General features: G+C 56.4%; 19 protein-coding genes. 12 read left to right on the top strand and 7 right to left on the bottom strand.

The window, feature by feature from the left end; genetic code table 11:
• The first annotated feature begins 135 nt into the window (after nucleotides 1-135).
• From KXG62_RS24440 to KXG62_RS24430, 3 genes are read left to right on the top strand one after another with little or no spacing between them, the layout of a single operon-like run.
• Nucleotides 136-639 carry a metallophosphoesterase family protein gene (locus tag KXG62_RS24440; protein ID WP_218094641.1) on the top strand — a complete coding sequence of 168 codons (504 nt, stop codon included), beginning with the start codon at nucleotides 136-138 and terminating at the stop codon, nucleotides 637-639.
• Between the two features lie 40 nt (nucleotides 640-679).
• Nucleotides 680-1,021: a bacillithiol system redox-active protein YtxJ gene (gene ytxJ, locus KXG62_RS24435; protein WP_218094640.1), complete on the top strand. Its 342-nt coding sequence runs from the start codon at nucleotides 680-682 to the stop codon at nucleotides 1,019-1,021.
• Between the two features lie 31 nt (nucleotides 1,022-1,052).
• Complete coding sequence (locus tag KXG62_RS24430) at nucleotides 1,053-1,850, top strand: alpha/beta hydrolase (RefSeq protein ID WP_218094639.1); 798 nt, start codon at nucleotides 1,053-1,055, stop codon at nucleotides 1,848-1,850.
• Between the two features lie 246 nt (nucleotides 1,851-2,096).
• Here KXG62_RS24430 and KXG62_RS24425 read toward each other — a convergent pair whose 3' ends face one another.
• Nucleotides 2,097-5,975 (bottom strand): ATP-binding protein, encoded by a 3,879-nt coding sequence (locus KXG62_RS24425; protein ID WP_218094638.1) that lies wholly within the window; start codon nucleotides 5,973-5,975, stop codon nucleotides 2,097-2,099.
• Between the two features lie 148 nt (nucleotides 5,976-6,123).
• Nucleotides 6,124-6,561 (bottom strand): MarR family winged helix-turn-helix transcriptional regulator, encoded by a 438-nt coding sequence (locus tag KXG62_RS24420; RefSeq protein ID WP_218094637.1) that lies wholly within the window; start codon nucleotides 6,559-6,561, stop codon nucleotides 6,124-6,126.
• Nucleotides 6,562-6,921: 360 nt separating this feature from the next.
• On the opposite strand from KXG62_RS24420, the gene KXG62_RS24415 reads away from it, so the two are divergent.
• Nucleotides 6,922-7,830: a TIGR01777 family oxidoreductase gene (locus tag KXG62_RS24415; protein WP_218094636.1), complete on the top strand. Its 909-nt coding sequence runs from the start codon at nucleotides 6,922-6,924 to the stop codon at nucleotides 7,828-7,830.
• Nucleotides 7,827-8,135 carry a hypothetical protein gene (locus KXG62_RS24410; RefSeq protein ID WP_218094635.1) on the top strand — a complete coding sequence of 103 codons (309 nt, stop codon included), beginning with the start codon at nucleotides 7,827-7,829 and terminating at the stop codon, nucleotides 8,133-8,135. The genes KXG62_RS24415 and KXG62_RS24410 overlap by 4 nt, the downstream gene beginning before the upstream one ends.
• A gap of 303 nt (nucleotides 8,136-8,438) precedes the next feature.
• On the opposite strand, the gene KXG62_RS24405 is transcribed toward KXG62_RS24410, so the two are convergent.
• Nucleotides 8,439-10,583 (bottom strand): DNA topoisomerase III, encoded by a 2,145-nt coding sequence (locus tag KXG62_RS24405; protein WP_218094634.1) that lies wholly within the window; start codon nucleotides 10,581-10,583, stop codon nucleotides 8,439-8,441.
• 123 nt (nucleotides 10,584-10,706) lie between these two features.
• On the bottom strand, nucleotides 10,707-11,549 hold the full coding sequence (locus tag KXG62_RS24400; protein WP_218094633.1) for an AraC family transcriptional regulator: 843 nt from the start codon (nucleotides 11,547-11,549) through the stop codon (nucleotides 10,707-10,709).
• A 136-nt stretch (nucleotides 11,550-11,685) separates the two neighbouring features.
• On the opposite strand from KXG62_RS24400, the gene KXG62_RS24395 reads away from it, so the two are divergent.
• The 7 genes from KXG62_RS24395 (at nucleotide 11,686) to KXG62_RS24365 (ending at nucleotide 18,292) form a co-directional block, all read left to right on the top strand.
• Nucleotides 11,686-12,687: a Gfo/Idh/MocA family protein gene (locus tag KXG62_RS24395; RefSeq protein ID WP_218094632.1), complete on the top strand. Its 1,002-nt coding sequence runs from the start codon at nucleotides 11,686-11,688 to the stop codon at nucleotides 12,685-12,687.
• Nucleotides 12,688-12,779: 92 nt separating this feature from the next.
• On the top strand, nucleotides 12,780-13,709 hold the full coding sequence (locus tag KXG62_RS24390; RefSeq protein ID WP_218094631.1) for an aldo/keto reductase: 930 nt from the start codon (nucleotides 12,780-12,782) through the stop codon (nucleotides 13,707-13,709).
• Nucleotides 13,710-13,934: 225 nt separating this feature from the next.
• Nucleotides 13,935-14,954 carry a helix-turn-helix transcriptional regulator gene (locus tag KXG62_RS24385; protein WP_218094630.1) on the top strand — a complete coding sequence of 340 codons (1,020 nt, stop codon included), beginning with the start codon at nucleotides 13,935-13,937 and terminating at the stop codon, nucleotides 14,952-14,954.
• 247 nt (nucleotides 14,955-15,201) lie between these two features.
• Nucleotides 15,202-16,065 carry a carbon-nitrogen hydrolase family protein gene (locus KXG62_RS24380; RefSeq protein WP_218094629.1) on the top strand — a complete coding sequence of 288 codons (864 nt, stop codon included), beginning with the start codon at nucleotides 15,202-15,204 and terminating at the stop codon, nucleotides 16,063-16,065.
• A gap of 19 nt (nucleotides 16,066-16,084) precedes the next feature.
• Nucleotides 16,085-16,789 (top strand): GNAT family N-acetyltransferase, encoded by a 705-nt coding sequence (locus tag KXG62_RS24375; protein WP_218094628.1) that lies wholly within the window; start codon nucleotides 16,085-16,087, stop codon nucleotides 16,787-16,789.
• Between the two features lie 99 nt (nucleotides 16,790-16,888).
• Entirely contained in the window at nucleotides 16,889-17,524 is a 636-nt protein-coding gene (locus KXG62_RS24370; RefSeq protein ID WP_246627619.1) for a superoxide dismutase family protein, read from the top strand.
• Nucleotides 17,525-17,773: 249 nt separating this feature from the next.
• On the top strand, nucleotides 17,774-18,292 hold the full coding sequence (locus KXG62_RS24365; protein WP_246627618.1) for a GNAT family N-acetyltransferase: 519 nt from the start codon (nucleotides 17,774-17,776) through the stop codon (nucleotides 18,290-18,292).
• 83 nt (nucleotides 18,293-18,375) lie between these two features.
• On the opposite strand, the gene KXG62_RS24360 is transcribed toward KXG62_RS24365, so the two are convergent.
• From KXG62_RS24360 to KXG62_RS24350, 3 genes are all read right to left on the bottom strand, one after another.
• A complete protein-coding gene (locus KXG62_RS24360; protein ID WP_218094626.1) occupies nucleotides 18,376-18,618 on the bottom strand; it encodes a zinc ribbon domain-containing protein in 243 nt (80 codons plus the stop codon).
• A gap of 29 nt (nucleotides 18,619-18,647) precedes the next feature.
• Nucleotides 18,648-19,361: a phospho-N-acetylmuramoyl-pentapeptide-transferase gene (locus tag KXG62_RS24355; RefSeq protein ID WP_246627617.1), complete on the bottom strand. Its 714-nt coding sequence runs from the start codon at nucleotides 19,359-19,361 to the stop codon at nucleotides 18,648-18,650.
• A gap of 222 nt (nucleotides 19,362-19,583) precedes the next feature.
• On the bottom strand, nucleotides 19,584-19,795 hold a 212-nt coding region (locus KXG62_RS24350; RefSeq protein WP_218094624.1), incomplete at its 5' end, for a transposase.

Raw genomic sequence — 19,795 nt, 5'->3', positions numbered from 1 at the left:
GTGCCGCTGCAAGTATGCCGGATTCGGACGGATCCGTGCGGTTACTTGAAGGAGGCGCTGCCTGCGGTGCTTTTTTCTTTTCAGGATGGTTATGGTAAAATAATAATAATTCTGATGCGAAAGGACTCGGCTCCCATGCGTATAGGCGTTGTATCCGACACCCATCTGTCCGGCACAGCCGTTCGTCTGCCGGATGTGCTCGTCGAGGGCCTCCAAGGCGTCGACATGATCTTGCACGCCGGCGATTGGATGGACGAAAGCGTCGTCGGGCTGTTCGCTTCGATCGCTCCCGTGGACGGGGTGGCCGGCAATAACGACGGCCTGGAGATCGTAAGGCGCTTCGGCCGGCGCAAGGTGTTGAAGCTCGCCGGATACCGCATCGGCATCGTGCACGGCGACGGTGGACGCTCTACCCCGGACACGGCGCATCGCGCATTTCTCGACAGCGACGGGCAAGGGACGGTCGATGTCGTGCTGTTCGGCCACTCCCATATTCCGTTTATGGAAAGACGCAGCGGGATGCTGCTCTTCAATCCCGGCTCCCCGACTGACAAGCGTAGGCAGGCCCGTTACTCGTACGGGATTGTGACGCTGGGCTCGCAGCCGGAGGCCGAGTTGTTTTATTACGAACGCAAATAATGTGACGATCATTTTTGGAAAACAAGACGGAGGGACCAATATGACACAATGGAAAGAAATTACGACGATCGAACAGTGGAACCGGCTATATGAAGGATCGGCCGACAAGCCGGTCGTTGTGTTGAAGCATAGCACGGCTTGCCCGGTAAGCTCGAACGCGCTGGATGAATATGAATCGTATTTGGCAAAAGAGCCGAATGCCGACGTGGAATATGTGATGGTCAAAGTGATCGAATCACGTCCCGTGTCGAACCAGATTGCCGAAGATACCGGCGTGAAGCATGCTTCTCCGCAAATTTTATATATTAAGAATAAGGAAACCGTATGGAATACGTCCCATTGGTCCGTGACCAGAGCGCATATAACCGCCGTACTCAATTAAGCCGACCGATCGGCAGAAGGGGGGTTGCCGCATGAGCGTACAGCCGTTTCCGTTTTTTTCCGGCGCATTGTATCAGCGCAAGCTCTGCAACGTGTATTTGCCGCCAAGCTATGACGCCTCGCCGGACCGGCGTTATCCGGTCATTTATTTACTGCATGGGTTATACGGGCATGAAGCCAGCTGGCTCATGAAAGGCAATGCCGAGGCGACGCTTGACGCGATGATCGCATCAGGCCAACTCCGGGAGAGCATCGTCGTGATGCCCAGCGACGGGGGATATGGGCAAGGGACGTTTTACATTAATTGGTATAACGGCGGCGGGCGGTTCGAGGACTACCTGCTGTACGATCTGATTCCGGCGATCGACCGGGAATTTCGTACGGTGGCCGACCGGTCCGGCCGCGCGGTCAGCGGACTATCGATGGGCGGCTACGGAGCGTTCATGCTTGCGCTGCGCAACCCGGAGCTGTTCGGCGCGGCGGCGAGCATTTCCGGCGCGCTGATGTCGACGGCGCTCATGACCGAGGATTTGCTGCGAACGGAAATTTCCCGCATGATTGGGCCGCTGCAGGGGCCTTACGTGCGAGAGCATGACCTGCACGTGCTCGCTTCCCGGAGAGTGAGGGAAGCGCAGCGGCCGGCGCTTCATTTCAACTGCGGAACGAGCGATTACTTGTATCCGCTGAACACGGCGTACAAAGTGCTGCTGGACCAGCTGGGGTACGCGCACGAATATTTCGAATTCGAAGGGGAACATAACTGGGACTACTTCGGGACGCATTTGAAAGAGGCGCTTCGGTTTATCGAGCAATATTTCGCGCAGGCTTGAACGGGCTGCCGCCGCTGCAAGCGGGATTCACATCATGAGGACTGCATGTTCACGGCGGCGCTTGAGCCTAGAATCTCATGCGAGCAGAAGAAAGCTTTCGATTTCATAAGAAAAACGTCTCCAGCCGTATCAAGACGGCCGAGACGTTTTTTTATGCGCACTGCATCTGCTGCGGCGAGGCGGACTGCAAGCCGCTGTTCACGATGCACGGTAACCTCGGGGCGGTCTGGGCGGCTTCCAAATCGATCAGAACAAATGCGAGTGTTCCTCCATATAAGCCGCTTTCCTCACGGCTCCCCATTTTTTATATAAGGCCAGCGCCTTTGCGTAATGCGCCGCCGCCTCGACCGGTTTACCGGTTTTCTCGTAAAACTTCGCCGCGCACTCGCATGCCATCGCTTCATATTGAACGAATCGCTGCATTGCCGCATGATGGATCGCCTGCTCGTATAGCTCGGCGGCCTGCTCCGGTTTGGCGAAGATCCGGTTCCACTCCGCCTCGAGCAGAAGCTTCAAGTGTAAAAAATTATCCGGCGTATGCCGAGCCCATTTGTTCAGAAAACGCAAGCTTTTGCGCATCATGCGCTTGTACCGCTTCCGCAGCGCTTCCGGCCGAGCTTCGTATAACCCGGCGAATACCATCCCCCGATGGAAATGATGCAGATGCACATGCGGCAAGCCGAATACGGTTGTAATGGAGGATTCCGTCTGCTCGCATATGCGTTCCGCGGCTTCGAGCTGGTTCTTCATCAAGCAGCTTTGCGCCCGAAGAGCATAATAGGTATGGATGGTCGCTTTATTGGTCAGCCGCTCGAGCTGCGCGACTTCCTCGGCCGACATGAAGTCGTCGTCCTGTCCGGTCTCCGGCTCCTCCGGTTGAAACGCCAGCGGCGCTTCCTTCATATACAGCATGTATCGCTGGAGCACGGTGAAAATCCAAATCGCATCCTGATCATGCGCTTTATGAATAAAGCTGTGGTAAGCGTCCGATTCTTTGAGCACGTCAGACAACGGGTCGCCGCGAAACAGCCGCAAAAAAAAGCTGAACGTAATCGAATACCCGGCGTAGACGAAATCGCCCGATTCGACGCCGAACTGGTATGCCTTTTGCAAATAGCCGACGTTGGCGCCGATATGCCCACTGAGCGTGCTCGTAAAGCCCCCGTACGCAAAATATACTTTGCTCTTGGTCGGCAGGTGGTCGAACATATCCGCCAGCTGGAGGCCCAGCATGCCGAACGCTCTGCCGGATTTCAGGTTGCCGAGCACCGAGCTTGCGATGACGCCGTATGCCGAGTAAGCGTAAGCCGATCCTTCGGTATGGCCGTAGTGCAGCGAATAACTGAACGTGCGCAGCATCAGGCAAATGTACAAGCCGGAATCGACAAAGTAGGACGGCGGAATAAGATTGACCATCAGGCGCATAATGGCTTTATGATTCGGATTCGTCATATGCGGATGATCAATCAGGTCTTCCGGATGCTTCAGCCCGATATAATAGCGGGCCTTCAACAGCTCCCACATCATCCGCGGCGTGCCGACCCGGGAAGGAAATTTGATACCGAACAGGCGCAGCCCGTCCAGTCCGACCCGGAGCGCTTCATCATGCTGTCCGAGGTTTGTGTATAACACCATCATCAAAGTATAAATTTCGGCTTTTTCCAGCTTCGTCCTCACATGCTGCATCAGCGTAGCGAAGATCCGCTTCGCCTCGTCGAAATGTCCACACAAATAATTCAGCTCCGCCAGCTCCATATGGACCCCGAATGCCGTAGCATACGCCGTATCCCACGCCTCGGCCGGCTGCAGCAAGTTCATGGCATGGGAAGCGTAATGAAACGCGATATCGTAAGCCGAGCTGGATTTCGCTTTGCGGCATGCCTTCAAATTAAGCAGCAGCAGCTGATTCTTCTCTTCGGACGAATCCAGCAGCTCCGCGCCGAGATTCAGCTGGTTGACGATATCGAATAGACGCTCTTCCTGCTGTTCACCGTTCAGCTCCCGCTGCAGCGCTTGTCCGATTCGAAGATGAATCCGCTTCTTATCCGCATGCGTCACGAGGGAATACACCGCTTGATGAACGCGATCATGCATAAACTTATACAGCATGGGGGAAGAACGGGCAGGGGAACGGGCATGCGCGATGCGCAGCAGCATCCCTTCGTCAATCGCCTTCGTGAGCAGCGCGGCAGCTTCTTCGTCGGGAAGGCGGGTTATAAGCGAGAGCGTTTCCGGCGAAAATTCGTTTCCGATGCAGGCGGCATCCATAAGAATACGCTGCACCGGCTCCGGCAAACGGCGAATTTTCGTCATCATGAAGTCGACGACATTGTCCGTAATGTACAGCTCGTCAATCTGCTCATTATCCCATTCCCAGCAGTAGTCCGATACATTGAACCGGAGCAGCCGGAGGTCGTAGAGCGACCGGAAAAACTGCTTTGCAAAAAAAGCGTTCCCTTTCGTTTTGCGCATCAGCAGCGCAGCGAGCGAATCGATCGGCTGTCTGGCCGGATGCAGCGAATCGGCGAGCAGCTTGCTCATATGCTCGACGTTCATCGGCTCGAGCGCGATGTGCGACATCTGGATGCGCCGGATGCGCGACAGCTTGGCGAGCATTCGCTGCAGCGGATGATTGTCGGCAATTTCCTGGCAGCGGTAAGCGCCGATAAACATCAAGTATTTGCCTTCGAAGCTGTGCAGCAAGTCGGTTATCACCTGAATGGAAGCGGGATCGGCCCATTGCAAATCATCCAAAAAGCAAACGAGCGGCTGATCCTTCGTAGCAAATACAGATATGTATTGATGAAGCGTCATCAAAAAACGGTTGTACATTTCCGTCGGCGGCAGCTTGGCCAGCGGCGGCTGCTTGCCGAGAATGCGCTCCATGTCCGGAATCATGTCAATCAGCACTTGACCGTTCGGTCCGACCGCTTCGAGAATTTGCCGCTTTTTCTCCTCATACTGGGTTTTGTCCAGCGCAAGCAGGTGATGGAACAGCTGCCGGCCGATCTGACTCACGGCGTGGTATGGGATTTCCTTCTTGTACTGATCGAATTTGCCGTGGACGAACAGTCCTTTACCGCGTAGCAGCGTTTGCCGGAATTCGTGAATCAGGAACGATTTGCCGATGCCGGACAAGCCGCTCACGAAGACGGTCTCGATGCCGCCCAGCAGCGCGCGCTGATACGCTTGAAGCAGCGTGTGCATCTCCGCTTCGCGGCCGTATATCAATTCCGAGATGCGCAGCTCCATCGTCGATTTGGCCGAAGCGGCCGGAAGGTCGCGGCTGTCCTGACCGGCGCGCGAGCGCAAAAAGCAAAGCTCCAGATCGCGCTCCAGCGCCTGCGCGCTTTGGTAGCGGTGCTCCGGCTGAACAGCCATGCAGCGCGTGAGGATGTCGGCCAGCGCCTGCGGCAGGCGGCCGTCCGCTTCAAGCTGCATGACAGCGGCCTGAAGCCGGTCCGTCGCACTTGCAGCGGGGAAGGGCGGCTTGCCCGTCGCCATCCGGTACATGAACGCACCGAGCGAATACACATCCGCCCGTTCGTCGAGGGAAAATCCGGCGCGGCTCCATCGCTCCGGCGCCATATAAGGCAAATGTTCTTCGCACATCGCGTATTCGCCGCGAGCGCTGGCGCTTTCCTCGCGGGCGAGAAGGGCGTCGCCGAACGATACGAGGGAGCTGACGTGATGGAGCTGCGTCAGCAGCAGCTTGTTTCGCCCCGGTTCAATGAAGAAAGCGGCGGGCGAAATCGCTTGATGCACATATTTCAGCCGGTGCAGCTTGCCGATCGCGCGGGTTGCGGCCATGGCCAGCTGCAGTAGCTCGGTAAGGTCCAGCGGCTTCGCCGGCAAATAAACAGGCAGCGGTACGGCAATCGTATCGCCCAGATCCAGCGCCGGGCGGCCGTTAAACGTCAGCCGTCTTGCGGGAACCAACAGTTCTTCATGCTTGAACAGCCGGCTGTTCGCATATTCCAGCTCAAGAAGCGCATCGTAAGCGGGAGCTTTGCTTTGTTTGATGATATGCACGTTCCCCGTATCATGCTGCGGCACACGGTAAATGATGGATTGAGCATGTTCGTGAATTCGCTCCATAAACCCTGTTTCTAAGTTCCAGTTCAAGGGAATGTCCTCCGTACGCGTCGTTGTCCACTTATTGTACTTTCTCAGGGGGGTGGAGGCAACCTAATATTTTGAAAAGTGTTCCAGTACTGGAAAGCAGCTGCATTAAATGAAAAAAGACCCCTTGCGGAGTCAGCGGCGTGCTTCCTTATGAACCTCTCTTCGGCAGTCCTTCGGACAGGCGCTGCATATATTGCAAAAATTGCTGCCGTTCCTCGGCATCGAATTGGTCGAACGCATCGGAAAGCGTCTCCGCCCATTCCGATTCCGTCCGGTGGATGATGGAGTTGCCTTCTTCCGTAAGTCCTACCATCCGCACGCGCGCATCGGGCTGGCTGCTGACGCGGTATACGAAATTCGCCTTCTCGAGCCTGTCGATCATTTGCGTCATCGTGCTGGAACGAACGTCCAGATGGACGGCGAGCTGGCCGATCGTGCAAGGGCCTTTGCGGTAAAGATGCCGGAGGAGAAGCCACTGTACCCGGGTTAGCGGACTTTCCTGCTGATCGAAAGCTTTCGATCGCATGTGACGGTTAATCGTTTGCAAATAGGTCACAAAATGCTCCAGCATTTCTCTTGTTTCCATAAAAAAACCTCCATGACCCCTATTATATCGTGCGACTCAACACAATGACAATTGGAAGACGGTGCGCGCTTGGATAAGCTGTCGTAACGTGTTGAGCGGGGAATCGACTGTCAAGGCGTCCGGCAATCTATATTACTTTCATTGGGAAAAGCGCGGTTTGCACATAGAAATCAACTAGATTATAATCGGTTGCAAATGAGGTTGTAAATCATTTTCATTTACGGTCATAATAAAAATGGGTTTCATTTTTTGTATAAAACCGATTTTGTTATATAATAACGGGTAAGGCACTTATATATTACAGGTTGCGTCCGGCACGCGCTCAGGCGGTGACGGCATTCGACAAGTGGAGGACAGCGCATGAAAGTGGCCATTGCTGGCGGCACCGGCTTTGTCGGCAAGCATTTGACAGACTATTATTTGAAGAAAAAGGCGTCGATCGTTGTGATCTCCCGCCAAAAAAAACGTTCGGATAATCCGTTGATCCGGCACACGACGTGGTCGGAGCTCGAGACGAATATTTTGCCGCTCGTCGGCGTGGATGCGATCATCAATTTGGCGGGCGAATCGATCAATCAGCGGTGGACGGACGAGGCGAAGGAACGAATATTGAAATCGCGTCTCGACGCGGTCGAGCGCGTAAGCAGCATCATCGAACGGCTGGAAAAAAAGCCGGTGCTCATTAACGCCTCCGGCATTTCGATATACGGCACGTCGGAAGCAGACATATTTACCGAAGAAAGCGAGCTGCAGGTTAACGACTTCTTGTCCAAGGTTGTGGACCAATGGGAGATGGCGGCCGAGCATATCCCCGATACGCGGGTCGTCCTGCTGCGCGTAGGTATCGTGCTCGGCAACGACGGCGGCGCCTTTCCGAAGATGGCGCTGCCATTCAAGCTGGGGGTCGGCGGCCGCGTCGGCAGCGGCAAGCAGGTGCTGTCATGGATTCATATTAACGACATATGCCGCCTGATCGATTGGTGCATCGAGAATGAAGACATCGAAGGTCCGGTCAATGCGACGGCCCCGCACGCGGTGACCAATGATGAGTTCGGGCGGGCGCTGGCCAAAGCAATGCGCCGGCCGTACTTGTTCCCGGTGCCGGCCTTTGTTATGAAGCTGATGTTCGGCGAATTGTCCGAGCTGCTGCTCAAAGGGCAGCGGGTCATCCCGCTGGTGGCGATCAACAACCAGTTTCAGTATCGATTTCCGAGCATCGACCTTGCGCTGAGAGATTTGGTCGGGGGGAACAAGGTGGTACGCAAATGATACAATACGGTTCGAGCGAGCTGCATGAGCTTCGCTTTGCCCATATGCGGGCGACGGCGGAACGCAGAGGCCAATGGCTCGATGTCGAAATCCGCTTTGACCTAATCGAGGACAGCGAACTGCCCGAGCAGCTGGAGGAACTGACGGCGCTGCTCATCTGCACGCAGGAGGGAGCCGTCGTGCAGATCGTCCCGCAGGATGAAGGCAGAGATTGCGAATTCCAGTTCACGGAGCTGGAGAAGGAGCAGCTGCGTTCATTCTATGAACGCGGCGTGCTGCCGAGGCTCGCCGAGCTGTTACGGTAGTGGAGGACACGCTCGAATGAGCGCCTCGCTACACTGACGGGAAGGCTCTTGCAGGAGAGAAAACCGGTAAGCGGTAACGGGGGAAAATGATAAAACAACGAGCACCTTGCGCCATATGATGGCGGAGGTGCTCGTTTGTTTTGTAAACTCAAGCAAGGACGTAGAATTCGGGTGTCTCGAATATAGGATAAGGGCGGCTCGCGGACGAACATCGATTCGTCCGCCGGGGCTGAAGCAGTTGTGCCGGTGGACCGTACCCTTATGTCATTCCTCGAACAACTTTAGCCTGGACTTAGGAAGCGATTATTCATCCTTCTGTCCGAGCGCAGCCTTGAGCGCATCGCCGAGGCTGGACGACAGCTGTACATTGTCGCTGAATTGCTTGGCCATATGCGACTGCTGCCGCTTGGAGGCGCGTCCGCCGCCGCCCTCATTCAGCGTCTCCACGACGTTGCATGAGCGGCACTGCACGTATTTTCCAGCTTTGCCGGTATGCAGTTCCATCTTTTTGTGGCATTGCGGGCATCGTCTGCCCGACAGCGCCGGCTCCGCCGCGCGCGAGTAGCTGCACTCGCGGCTGCTGCATACGAGCCGCTTGCCCCGCTTGCTCTTGATCTCCTGCAGCGGATTGCTGCATTCGGGGCAGCGGGAGTGGGTCAAATTATGCGGCTTGTATTCCGCCTCGCTGGATTTGACCTCCCGTACGATGACGGCGGTCTGCTCCCGGATGCGCCGCATGAAGTCTGCGGCGTCGCCGTTTCCTTTGGCAATCCGCTCGAGCTCCTGCTCCCACGCCGCTGTGAGCTCCGAAGAACGAAGCTCGGGGACGACAAGCTCGATCAGCTGCGCGCCCTTGCCGGTCGGCTGCAGTGTGTTCATCTTCCGCTCGATCGTGTCGGTTTGCAGCAGCTTCTCGATAATGTCGGCGCGGGTCGCCGGCGTGCCCAGATGCTGTTTCTCCATGACGGTGAGCAGCCCGGCTTCGGTATAGCGCGCCGGCGGCTTGGTCGCCTGCTTATGGAGCTGCAGGCGGAAGCCCTTCAGCTCCTCGCCTTGCTGCAGCGGAGGGAGCGATTGCACGCTGGACGGCTCATCGCCGGCAGCTCCTTCTTCCTCGTCGTCTGCGTCCGTATCGTGCTGGCCGGTGACCGCCTTCCAGCCGGCATCGACCGTGATACGCCCCTTGGCGTGGAACGTCTCTCCGCCGATGTCGATGGCCGCCGCCGTTTCATTGAAGCGGAAGGCGGGGTAGAACAGCGTAATAAACCGTTTGACGATCAGATCGTACAGCTTCCGTTCGTCCGCGCTGAGCGAGGCAAGCTGCGGGCGTTCGTCGGTCGGGATGATCGCATGGTGATCCGACACTTTGCTGTCGTCGATAATCCGTTTGGTGAGCGGCAGTGGCTTGCGCAGCAGCGGCTTGACCAGCGCGGCGTAAGGCTGGACGTTGAGCGCCTCCAGACGGCCCGGCAGCGTAGCGGCCATGTCGGAGGACAAGTAGCGCGAATCGGTGCGCGGATAAGTCACAAGCTTGTGCTGCTCGTACAGCCGCTGCAGCACGTTCGAGGTCTGCTTCGCGGAGAAGCCGAATCGCCGGTTCGCGTCGCGCTGCAGCTCCGTCAAATCGTACGCGAGCGGGTGCGGCTCGCTCTTCTCCGTTGTTTTGAGCTGCGCGATCTTGGCGGTGCGCGCCTGATTCAGCCGGGCGAGCAGCGCTTCCGCCGCTTCGCGGTCGAACAGTCTGCCGTCCGGCTGGGCTGCGCTTCGCCATACCGCTTGAAACGAGCCGAGCTGTGCCCGCAGCATCCAGTAATCTTTGGACTGGAACGACTTGATCTGGCGCTCGCGTTCCATCAGCGCCGCCAGCGTGGGCGTCTGCACGCGGCCGGCGGCGAGCTGCGCCTGATGCTTGCAGGTCAGTGCCCTCGTGATGTTCAGGCCGATCAGCCAGTCGGCTTCGGCCCGGCATACGGCGGAACGGTACAAGTTATCGTACGCTTGCCCCGGCTTGAGCTGCGCGAACCCTTCCCGGATCGCCTTATCGGTCTGTGAGGAGATCCACAGCCGCTTGAACGGCTTCCGCCAGCGGGTCATTTCCATAATCCAGCGGGCGACAAGCTCTCCTTCCCGCCCCGCGTCGGTCGCGATAATCAACTGGTCGAGATCGCTGCGCTGCGCAAGCTGAGCGATGGCCTTGAACTGTGGCGTTGTCTCCCGGATGAGCTTCAGCTTCATCTTGGAGGGCACCAGCGGAAGATCCTCGATATTCCAGGTCTTGAACTTCGGATCGTAATCTTCCGGCTCGGCGAGGGTGACGAGATGACCGAGCGCCCAAGTGACGACGTATTCCGGCCCCTCGATGTACGATTTATGTTTCTGATGGCAGCCGAGCACGCGGGCGATTTCTTTGGCCACACTCGGCTTTTCTGCCAATACGAGCGATTTCATAAGGACTCCTTTCCTATGCGAGCAGCATCGTGCAAATGATTTCCACCTGCTATTGTAACATAGACGGGCGGCGAGGCGAATGTTTCCCCGCGGGACGCTCCGGACGGAGGCGTTCCTAGCGCGTTACCTGCGCTTGTGATAAAGCTCCCGGTACTCCGTAGGCGTCATGCCTTCCTGCTCCAGAAACCGTTTGTTGAAATAACTGACGTTCGGATAGCCTGTCTGCTGGGCGATTTCCCGCACCGTCAGCTCCTCCTTCTCGAGGAGCAGCCGTTTGCTGAGCTGGAGGCGGCATAACGTAATGAACGTCATCGGCGTCATTTGCGTCGTCTTCCGGAACAGCCTGCAAAAGTAATACGTGCTGACTCCGGCGACCCCCGCCCAGTAATCGAGATCGAACGGCTGCGCGGCCTCGCTTTGCATTTTCCGCAGCAGGACGCGGATCCGGTTTTCCGTCTCCGGGCTATTGGCGGTCGAACGTGAAGCGGCATGCGCCGTAAACTCGGTCAGCGCCGCATAAGTCAAGGTGGACAGCCGCGTCATCCGTAAAAATCCATGCGCCTCCGCTTCCTCCAGCAGCGCGAGAATGGCCTCCTCGAGCGGCTTCCATTGGCGCATCGTCCAGACGGGGGAACGGTGGAAACCTTTATTAAGCAAATAATCCTCAAGCGTGTCGCCGTAAAAATGAAACCAGCGGACGTCCCACGGATCGTCCGGATCGGCGAAGTACCGCTGCTCCTGCAGCGGAAAATATAAAAAGGCGTCCCCGCGCTGCAGCGTATACAGCTGCTTCTCGGTTTGAACATACCCTTTGCCGTCCAGCACCAGATGAATGCTGAAATTATTGAGCGAGCCGGCCTTCCGGATGACCGAATGATCGGGCCAACGCTTGTACCAGCCGACCGACTCCGGCAAGATGATGTATTCGTTTTCCGTAAATGTAGGCAGCTGGACCTGGCGCCGCATACGATTCCTCCCGGCAAGTGCAATATTGTGTTATCCGATTGCAAGAAGCTTTTATTTTCATTTTAAGGCTCGTTCAATATAATGACAATATAGTATCAAATCATTCATTATAAAGACTTAAAGGAGTGCTGCTGACATGAGCGCCAACAAGCTGCGCTGGGGTGTACTTGGCTGTGCGGGCATCGCGATTCGCGCGGTGATTCCGGGAACGAAGCTGTCCGAAACGGGGGAAGTAGCGGCGATTGCAAGCCGCGGCATCGAGAAGGCGCAGGAAACCGCCGCCAAGCTGGACATTCCGAAAGCGTACGGGAGCTACGAAGAGCTGCTTGCAGACGGCGAGATCGACGCCGTGTACATACCGCTGCCGAATCATCTGCACAAGGAATGGACGATCCGCGCCGCGGAAGCAGGCAAGCATGTGCTTTGTGAGAAGCCGGCTGCGCTGACAGCGGCGGAGATGGAGGAGATGGCGGCTGCTTGCGAACGGGCCGGCGTGACGTTCGCCGAAGCGTTCATGTACCGCTATCACCCGCGTTACGCCATGATTAAGGAAATTATCGCCTCCGGGGAAATCGGGGAGCTTCGCGGCTTTCACGGCACGTTTACGTTCAACAGCGCCGGCAATTCAAACAACGTGCGCTTCAAGCAGTCCATGGGCGGCGGCTCGCTATATGACGTCGGCGTGTATCCGCTTACCGCCGCGCGCATGATCTTGGATTGCGAGCCGGAAGCCGCGACGATGCACGCGCTGTTCTCGCCGCAGCATGACAACGTCGATATGATGGCATCGGGTTTGGTCGAGTTTTCCGGCGGCGTGGCGCTTACGTTCGATTGCGGCATGTGGGCATTCGGCCGCAACAACCTGGAGATTCTCGGCACGGACGGTCGCATCGAGCTGCCGCGCGCATATACTGCCGGGCAGGATGCGGGAGACAATTTCTTCGTAACGACGAAGAGCGGCCGCCGCGAAGTGGAAGTGCCGCGCGTCAATCAATACGCGCTGCAAGCGGACGCATTCGCCCGCTGCGTGTTGAATGGAGAGCCGCTGCCATACTCGCCGGCGGACGCGATCGCGGGCATGCGCGTCGTCGATGCATGCCTTACCTCTGCAAGAGAGCGCCGGCGTGTAGAACTGTAATCGCAGCTGGCTGAAGCGTCCTTCGCGGCGCATATAAGACGCAGGGCGACAGTTGAACGTATACATTCCAAATACAAAGGAGAACAGACTCCATGAGAACGATTCAAATTGAAGGTTTGGACAAACCGGTAGCGTGCTTGATTCAAGGCTCGGACTACTTCCGGCCCAGCGTGTATGATAAAGTATGCTCGGTGCTCGATTCGTATTTTGCCATCGGCGGGAACACGATCGATACCGCTTACGGATACTGCGGCGGCGAGAGCGAGCAGGCGATCGGCCAATGGATGAAAGACCGCGGCAACCGGTCGGATGTCGTCATTTTGACCAAGGGCGCGCATCATGACAAGAACGGCCCGCGCGTCAACCCCGAGGCGATCGCCCACGATCTAGGGATCAGCCTGGAGCGGCTCGGGACGGACTATATCGATCTGTATGCGCTGCACCGCGACGATCCGAATGTGCCGGTAAGCATCATTGTCGACGCGCTGAACGAGCACATTCGCGCCGGCCGGATCAAGGCGATCGGCGGATCGAACTGGACCGTGCAGCGGCTGCAGGAAGCCAACGATTACGCTGCCGCAAGCGGGCAGGTCGGGTTTACATTCAGCAGCCCGAACTTGAGCTTGGCTAAAGCGAAGGAAGCATTCTGGGCCGGATGCGTCTCGGTCGACGCCGCAGATTGCGCTTGGCATGAGCAGCAGCAATTCCCTCTGCTGTCGTGGTCTTCGCAGGCGCGCGGGTTTTTCACCGGCCGTTTCTCGCCGGAGGTGCAGGACAACGCCGACATGGTGCGCGTCTTCTACAGCGATGCGAACTGGGAGCGGCTGCGCCGCGCGGAACAGCTGGGCAAGGAGAAAGGCGTCAGCACGATCCAGATTGCACTTGCGTACGTGCTGAACCAGCCGTTCCCGACGTGCGCGCTGATCGGCGCGCAATCGCCGGAGGAGCTGGAATCATGCCGTCAAGGGGCGGAAATCGTGCTCACACGCGACGAGCTGAACTGGCTGGAGCACGTGGAGTAATTCCGCTTCGCTGACCAGGATGACGGAGTAAGACAGGAAGAGTACCGATTCCCTTAAATTGCAATAGCCACGAGCTAAGCACTTCCCGCTGCATAAACAAGATGCGGCGGGAGGTGCTTTTATGTTTGGCGGCAAGGTGATGAATAAAGAGTAACTATGACAATAAGTGACATAGTCTTATGATATACTGATGGCAACTGCTAATGAGATGGAGAGGAAGCATTCATGTCCAAGTCAAAGCGTCTTATGGAATTGATGATTGCCGTCAATAAACGGAGGCGGTTTACCGTGCGGGAGCTGGCGGAAGAATTCCATGTGTCCGCCCGAACGATCATGCGGGACTTGCAGGTGCTGGGCGATCTCGGCCTTCCGCTGTATGCGGAATACGGGCCTCACGGCGGGTACCGCGTATTGAACGAACGGATGCTGCCGCCGATTATGTTCTCGGAGCAGGAGGCGGTGGCGATGTTTTTCGCGTACCAGTCCCTTCAGCATTACGGCGCGCTCCCGTTTAACGAGGAGTCCGTCTCGGCGCTGAACAAGTTTTACTATTATCTCCCTGACGACACGAAGCTCAAGATTGATAAGATGAAGCAGCGCGTTGTCTTTTGGACGCCGAAACGTTCGGCCGCGGTTCCTCATCTGAAGCTGCTGCTCGATGCGGCGTTGCAGCAGCGGCTGCTGCGCATTGTGTACGATTCCAAAAACGGAGTAAAGGAACGAACGATTCAACCGATCGGTGTGTATTCTTACAACGGATTCTGGTATTGCCCGTCGTATTGCTTTTTGAAGGAGACGCACTTGTCGTTTCGCGTAGACCGCGTGCTGCAGGCGGATTGGACGGAATCGGTGCAGCCGAAGGCCGAGGCAGGGGAGATTACAATTTCGGACTGGTTCCAGCCGCCCAAGGAGACCGAACGCGGGAAGGAAACGGTACGGAAGCTGCAAGTGAGAGTGCGGCTGACTGCCGAAGGTGTGCGCCGCTGCCGCTGGGAAGCCTGGTTTCCCGATGAGTTGAAGGAAGAGCCGTCGGGTGAAGGGATATTGACGCTTTATATTCAACCGGACGAAGTCGAATTTTTCAGCGGCTATTTCATAAATTTGGGCGCCGACGCGGTTGTGCAGGAACCGCAGGAGATGGTTGATTATATTCGGACCATGGCGATCGGGCTCTATGAAGCGTACGGATGCGGAGCGAAGCGCGGAACCGAAGGCAGCGGCGGCAATTCGTCAACGGAACGATAGGTTGTTGGCCTTCTCTTTTAAACCGGTGCATTGAAAATCGCGGCGAGAGCAGGTAACGGAAACACTTGCATGGAGGTCCCGAACTGGGGACGGCAGCTGCCCGGAGGACGGAACAGAAGCGCAACGACGCAACCGAGGGCTATCCCATGCAAATGGTGTTCTTTGGCACAAGGTGATATAATGACACACAAAAACTTCATAAACGAAGCTGGAATTTATAAAGAACAAGGAAGACGGAGGAATCATCATGAAGCTTAGAGTTTCTGCGGTACAATATCATTTGCACACCATTTCCTCATTCGAGCAGTTCGCTCAGCAGGTAACGCATTACGTGAAGACGGCGGAGGAGTTTGAATCGGATTTCGTCTTGTTTCCCGAATTGTTCACGACGCAGCTGATGTCGATCGGCCAAGGGGATGGGAGCGGGACAGCGTTGTCCATCAATGAACTCCCGCAGTTCACGGACCGCTACATGGAGCTGTTCGGCACGCTGGCCCGGCAAACCGGCATGCATCTCATCGGGGGTACGCATATCATTGAAGAGAAGGGCCGCTTGTACAATACCGCCTATTTATTTTATCCGGACGGCCGAATCGGCCAGCAGCGAAAGCTGCACATTACGCCGACGGAAGTGAAGGAATGGAACATGGCCGCCGGCGACGGGCTGCACGTCTTCGATACGGACAAAGGCCGGATTGCGATCCTCATCTGCTATGACATGGAGTTTCCGGAAATTGTACGGATGGCGAGGGCGAGAGGGGCGGATGTGTTGTTCTGTCCATCCTGCACCGACGACCGGCACGGCTTTCATCGGGTACGCTACACATGCCATGCGCGGACGATCGAGAATCAGGTGTACGTGGTGACAACGGGGACAGTCGGGTCGCTGCCTACGGTCGATTTCATGCGCGGCAACTACGGGCAGGCGGCGATTATTACGCCGAACGACGTGCCGTTTCCGCCGGGCGGCTTGATGACCGTTGGGGAAATTAACGGGGATATGGTCATTACGGGCGATCTGGATTTGTCGCTGCTGCATCAGGTGCGGGAGAAAGGCTCCGTCACGACATGGCGCGACCGCCGGACAGATCTTTACACGGATTGGAGCTAAAGAAGGGGGCGGCTGGCTGATGGCTTCGTATCGCAAGGAGCTGTACGTTCATGATCGCGGGCGGGACCGGAACGTGCACACGGTTATCCGAAACTATACGGAACAAGATTTCGACGGCTTGATCCGGATTCAGCAGGAAAGCTTCCCTCCTCCGTTTCCTTCGGAGCTGTGGTGGAACAAGGAGCAGCTCGCCAATCATGTCCGGCTCTTTCCGGAGGGGGCGCTGTGTGTGGAGATCGACGGGGAACCAGCCGCTTCGATTACGGGACTGATCGTCGACTTCGACCCGGCACATGCCGAGCATACATGGGAAGAAGTGACGGATGCCGGCTACATCCGCAACCATAATCCGCGCGGCAATTCGCTGTACATCGTCGATATTAGCGCACGCCCTGCTTACCGGAAGCTCGGCCTTGGGAAATGGCTGCTGCTCTCCATGTACGAGGTGGTTGTCCAGCTCCGGCTGGAACGCCTGCTCGGCGGAGGACGCCTTCCCGGATATCACCGGGTTGCCGGCGAGATGTCGGCGGACGCATATGTAGAAGCGGTGCTTGCTGGCGAATTGAACGATCCGGTCATGACGTTTCTGCTTCGCTGCGGTCGTACGCCGGTGAAGCTTGTGCCGAATTATTTGGATGACGAAGAATCGCATCACTACGCGATGCTGATGGAGTGGCGCAACCCGTTCCTCGGCAGTCCGTCCGAGCCGGGACGACACGGCTAAAAAAGTTGCATACGCATGTTTAACCTTCCCCATTATGGCAACAATGGTCTACTGTACATTGACAACTTGCCCTGATTGCAGGGGTAATGGAGGGTTAACATGAAGATGCGACTTATGAAAGCAGCGTTGGTTGCGGCGTTCGTGCTTGTGCTCGGCGCATGCCAGGGTCAGCCCTTTTCCTGGTTCGGATCCGGCGCGAATAAACAAGCGAAGCCGCCTGGACAAGACGCCCATGCGGTATCGGCGCATCCGGAAGGCCACACAGCGGCAGCTTCCGAGGGCCAAGCATCTCCGGTCACCGTCGATCTGATCGGATCGAAAGGGACGTCCATTGGGAAGGCCAAGCTGACGCCGGTTGACGGCGGCGTGCAATTCGATATCGAAGCAGCCTACTTGCCGCGCGGAGAACATGGCTTCCACGTGCATGAGAACGGCAAATGCGAGGCGCCGAAATTCGAATCGGCCGGGGCGCATTTCAATCCGCAGCACAAAAAGCACGGTGAATTGAACCCGGAAGGACCGCATGCAGGCGATCTTCCGAATTTGATGGTTGCAGCCGACGGCAAAGCGCAGGCGAGTTTCATCAGCAAGCTGGTGACACTCGAGAAGGACAAGCCGAACTCGCTGCTGAAGCCGGGCGGAACTGCGCTCGTCATTCATGAGAACGCCGACGACTACAAGACAGACCCGAGCGGCAACTCCGGCGCGCGCATCGCTTGCGGCGTCATTCAGTAAAGCAGCACCTATACAGCGGATGTTCGGCTAGAGGCCGAATCTCCGCTATTTTTTATTTTGCGGAAGAACCGTAAGTCTGGCGTCGGCCGGCGGCATCCCGAAAGTTGATAAGCAATATTGTTTGTGCCGCGAAATGTTTCCTGGCGCGTTCAATGCGTATAATCGGGTTCTATGTTATACCTCGTAAGGAAAGGATTCCTATGGTATGATCGTTGGAAGTAAAATCGTTGCCAAGGGAGCGGATTGCCTATGCGGATTCGAAGAGCGGTTTACTCGGATGCGGCGGACATTGCCAAGGTTCACATCGACAGCTGGAAAACGACGTACCGGGGCATCGTGCCGGATGCTTATATTGACAAGCTGTCGTTCGACGACCGGCTGAACCAATGGGAGACGGCTTTGAAGTCGGGTCAGCTTGTTGTTGTGGCCGAGAACGAGGAAGGCGCGGTCGTCGGATTTGCGAACGGAGGCAAGGAACGTTCCAGTCATCCGCTGTATACCGGCGAGCTGTATGCCCTGTATATTTTGAAGGCGTACCAGCGGCAAGGCATCGGCTCCTTGCTTGTCCGGGAAGTCATGAAGACGCTGTCTCATGAAGGGCTGCACTCCATGTTGATCTGGGTGCTGGAAGACAATCCGGCAACCATGTTTTACCGGTCCATGGGCGGCAAGGAAGTGATGAGGCAGACGATCGAAAGAGGAGTCCTGCTGACGCAAATCGCCTACGGCTGGGATGGTCTTGCAAGTGAAATGGAGCATGAGGGGTAGCCGATGGCGCCCATGCGGGATGTGCTTGCAATGCAACGATCATCATAATGGAACAAAGCCCACCGGAGTGAGCTTTTCGCGTTTTATCCGAACAAAATATCGAGGACAGTCCCCAGTTGACCGCGCGTCTTGCCTTCCAAAATATTCGGATTGTACACTTCCACATACCCGCAGTTCTCGCATGATACGAACAGAAAATGATTGTGCTGAATATCCAGCAGCTTGCTCAGTCCGGTCCCCGTCATCGCGACCTCCTTGATCCGGCACTGAGTGCCGCTGCACTTGACGCATTTGAACCGGTCCTGTATGGCATCCTGAATGTTCATCGGCGTTCCCTCCTTATGTATAATATCGCTCACGGGTTCAAAACAAGCCGCCACAGGATGTAGCACAGCAGCGCGCAGCCCCACGACACGGAGCCGAAGACGAGCACGATCTTGTTTTCGCTCCATCCGTATTTTAACCGGAAATGGTAATGAATCGGCGCCATTTTGAATATACGCAGCTTCGTTTTTTTGTAATACCATACCTGTAGAATGACGGACCCTTGCTCCGCGAAGTATATGAAAAACAATAGCGGTGCCAGCACTTCCGTTCGTTCGAGCACGCACAGGAACGCAAGCGAGCCGCCGATGGCCAGCGACCCGGTGTCGCCCATGAACGCTTTGGCCGGATAAAGGTTGTACAGCAGCAGCCCGATCAGGCTGGCGATCATCGTGAGGCAAAACAACTGCACCTCCGGCCGCTCGCTTATGGCAAAAAAGAACAAGTACGTTGGCAGCGATACGACGATCAGCAGCCCGTCCATTCCGTCCGTAAAGTTGATGGCGTTGGCAGAGCCGACGATGAACAGGGCCGCAATCGCGTAATATACAACGACCGGCAGCACCAGCTCCGTCGATGCAGTTACCGGGATGGCCGTGCCCCGCTCGAAATACGAATACAGCGCATACAGCAGCACGCCGGTGAACAGGAACTGGAAGACGAGCTTCGTGCGGGCGGATATTCCGGACGGATTCTGGAACACCGCTTTCTTCATATCGTCGAGCAGACCGATGAAGCTGAACAACAGAAACACAGCTCCCAGAAATCGCGTTACAGGGGAGGTATGCACCAGGAAGGGCGCGGCGGCACCGCAAAATAAGATGAGGCCGGCCATTAGGAGGCCACTGAAGAACTTCCGTTTTTTCTACTAGCGTCCCTCATAAGTTGCAAAAAGACATCTACCTCCATTTTTTAGGGGCGGATGTCTTTTTTTGGAGTCTCTAAATCGGTCTACTCGCAGTGTCTTTTAATCTATCAGCTTCAATATTCGCTTAAGATTTACAGCGAATATTGTCGTTGCACCTTGCATTTCCATGCCAAGCAGACCCGAGGATGTGGCGACATCATACCCGTGTCCATGTTTAAGTTCGCTGTTCTTTGCTTCAATTTTGTACCGCTCCTTGGACTTTTCCTTAAAGTATTGCGTCTCTTGGAAGGCCATCTGCTCCAAATGTTCAT

It is taken from the genome of Paenibacillus solanacearum, assembly GCF_910593845.1.
Classification (GTDB): domain Bacteria; phylum Bacillota; class Bacilli; order Paenibacillales; family NBRC-103111; genus Paenibacillus_G; species Paenibacillus_G solanacearum.
Note: the sequence above shows the minus strand (reverse complement) of the source record. Positions and strands in the feature narration are given on the sequence as shown.

Excerpts from the sequence above, each read along its gene's own strand:
- KXG62_RS24440 (WP_218094641.1), top strand. The coding sequence starts at position 136 with ATGCGTATAGGCGTTGTATCCGACACCCATCTGTCCGGCACAGCCGTT.
- KXG62_RS24410 (WP_218094635.1), top strand. The coding sequence starts at position 7,827 with ATGATACAATACGGTTCGAGCGAGCTGCATGAGCTTCGCTTTGCCCAT.
- KXG62_RS24385 (WP_218094630.1), top strand. The coding sequence starts at position 13,935 with ATGTCCAAGTCAAAGCGTCTTATGGAATTGATGATTGCCGTCAATAAA.
- KXG62_RS24400 (WP_218094633.1), bottom strand. The coding sequence starts at position 11,549 with ATGCGGCGCCAGGTCCAGCTGCCTACATTTACGGAAAACGAATACATC.
- ytxJ (WP_218094640.1), top strand. The coding sequence starts at position 680 with ATGACACAATGGAAAGAAATTACGACGATCGAACAGTGGAACCGGCTA.
- KXG62_RS24420 (WP_218094637.1), bottom strand. The coding sequence starts at position 6,561 with ATGGAAACAAGAGAAATGCTGGAGCATTTTGTGACCTATTTGCAAACG.
- KXG62_RS24415 (WP_218094636.1), top strand. The coding sequence starts at position 6,922 with ATGAAAGTGGCCATTGCTGGCGGCACCGGCTTTGTCGGCAAGCATTTG.
- KXG62_RS24370 (WP_246627619.1), top strand. The coding sequence starts at position 16,889 with ATGAAGATGCGACTTATGAAAGCAGCGTTGGTTGCGGCGTTCGTGCTT.
- KXG62_RS24395 (WP_218094632.1), top strand. The coding sequence starts at position 11,686 with ATGAGCGCCAACAAGCTGCGCTGGGGTGTACTTGGCTGTGCGGGCATC.
- KXG62_RS24380 (WP_218094629.1), top strand. The coding sequence starts at position 15,202 with ATGAAGCTTAGAGTTTCTGCGGTACAATATCATTTGCACACCATTTCC.
- KXG62_RS24375 (WP_218094628.1), top strand. The coding sequence starts at position 16,085 with ATGGCTTCGTATCGCAAGGAGCTGTACGTTCATGATCGCGGGCGGGAC.
- KXG62_RS24360 (WP_218094626.1), bottom strand. The coding sequence starts at position 18,618 with ATGAACATTCAGGATGCCATACAGGACCGGTTCAAATGCGTCAAGTGC.
- KXG62_RS24405 (WP_218094634.1), bottom strand. The coding sequence starts at position 10,583 with ATGAAATCGCTCGTATTGGCAGAAAAGCCGAGTGTGGCCAAAGAAATC.
- KXG62_RS24390 (WP_218094631.1), top strand. The coding sequence starts at position 12,780 with ATGAGAACGATTCAAATTGAAGGTTTGGACAAACCGGTAGCGTGCTTG.
- KXG62_RS24365 (WP_246627618.1), top strand. The coding sequence starts at position 17,774 with ATGCGGATTCGAAGAGCGGTTTACTCGGATGCGGCGGACATTGCCAAG.
- KXG62_RS24430 (WP_218094639.1), top strand. The coding sequence starts at position 1,053 with ATGAGCGTACAGCCGTTTCCGTTTTTTTCCGGCGCATTGTATCAGCGC.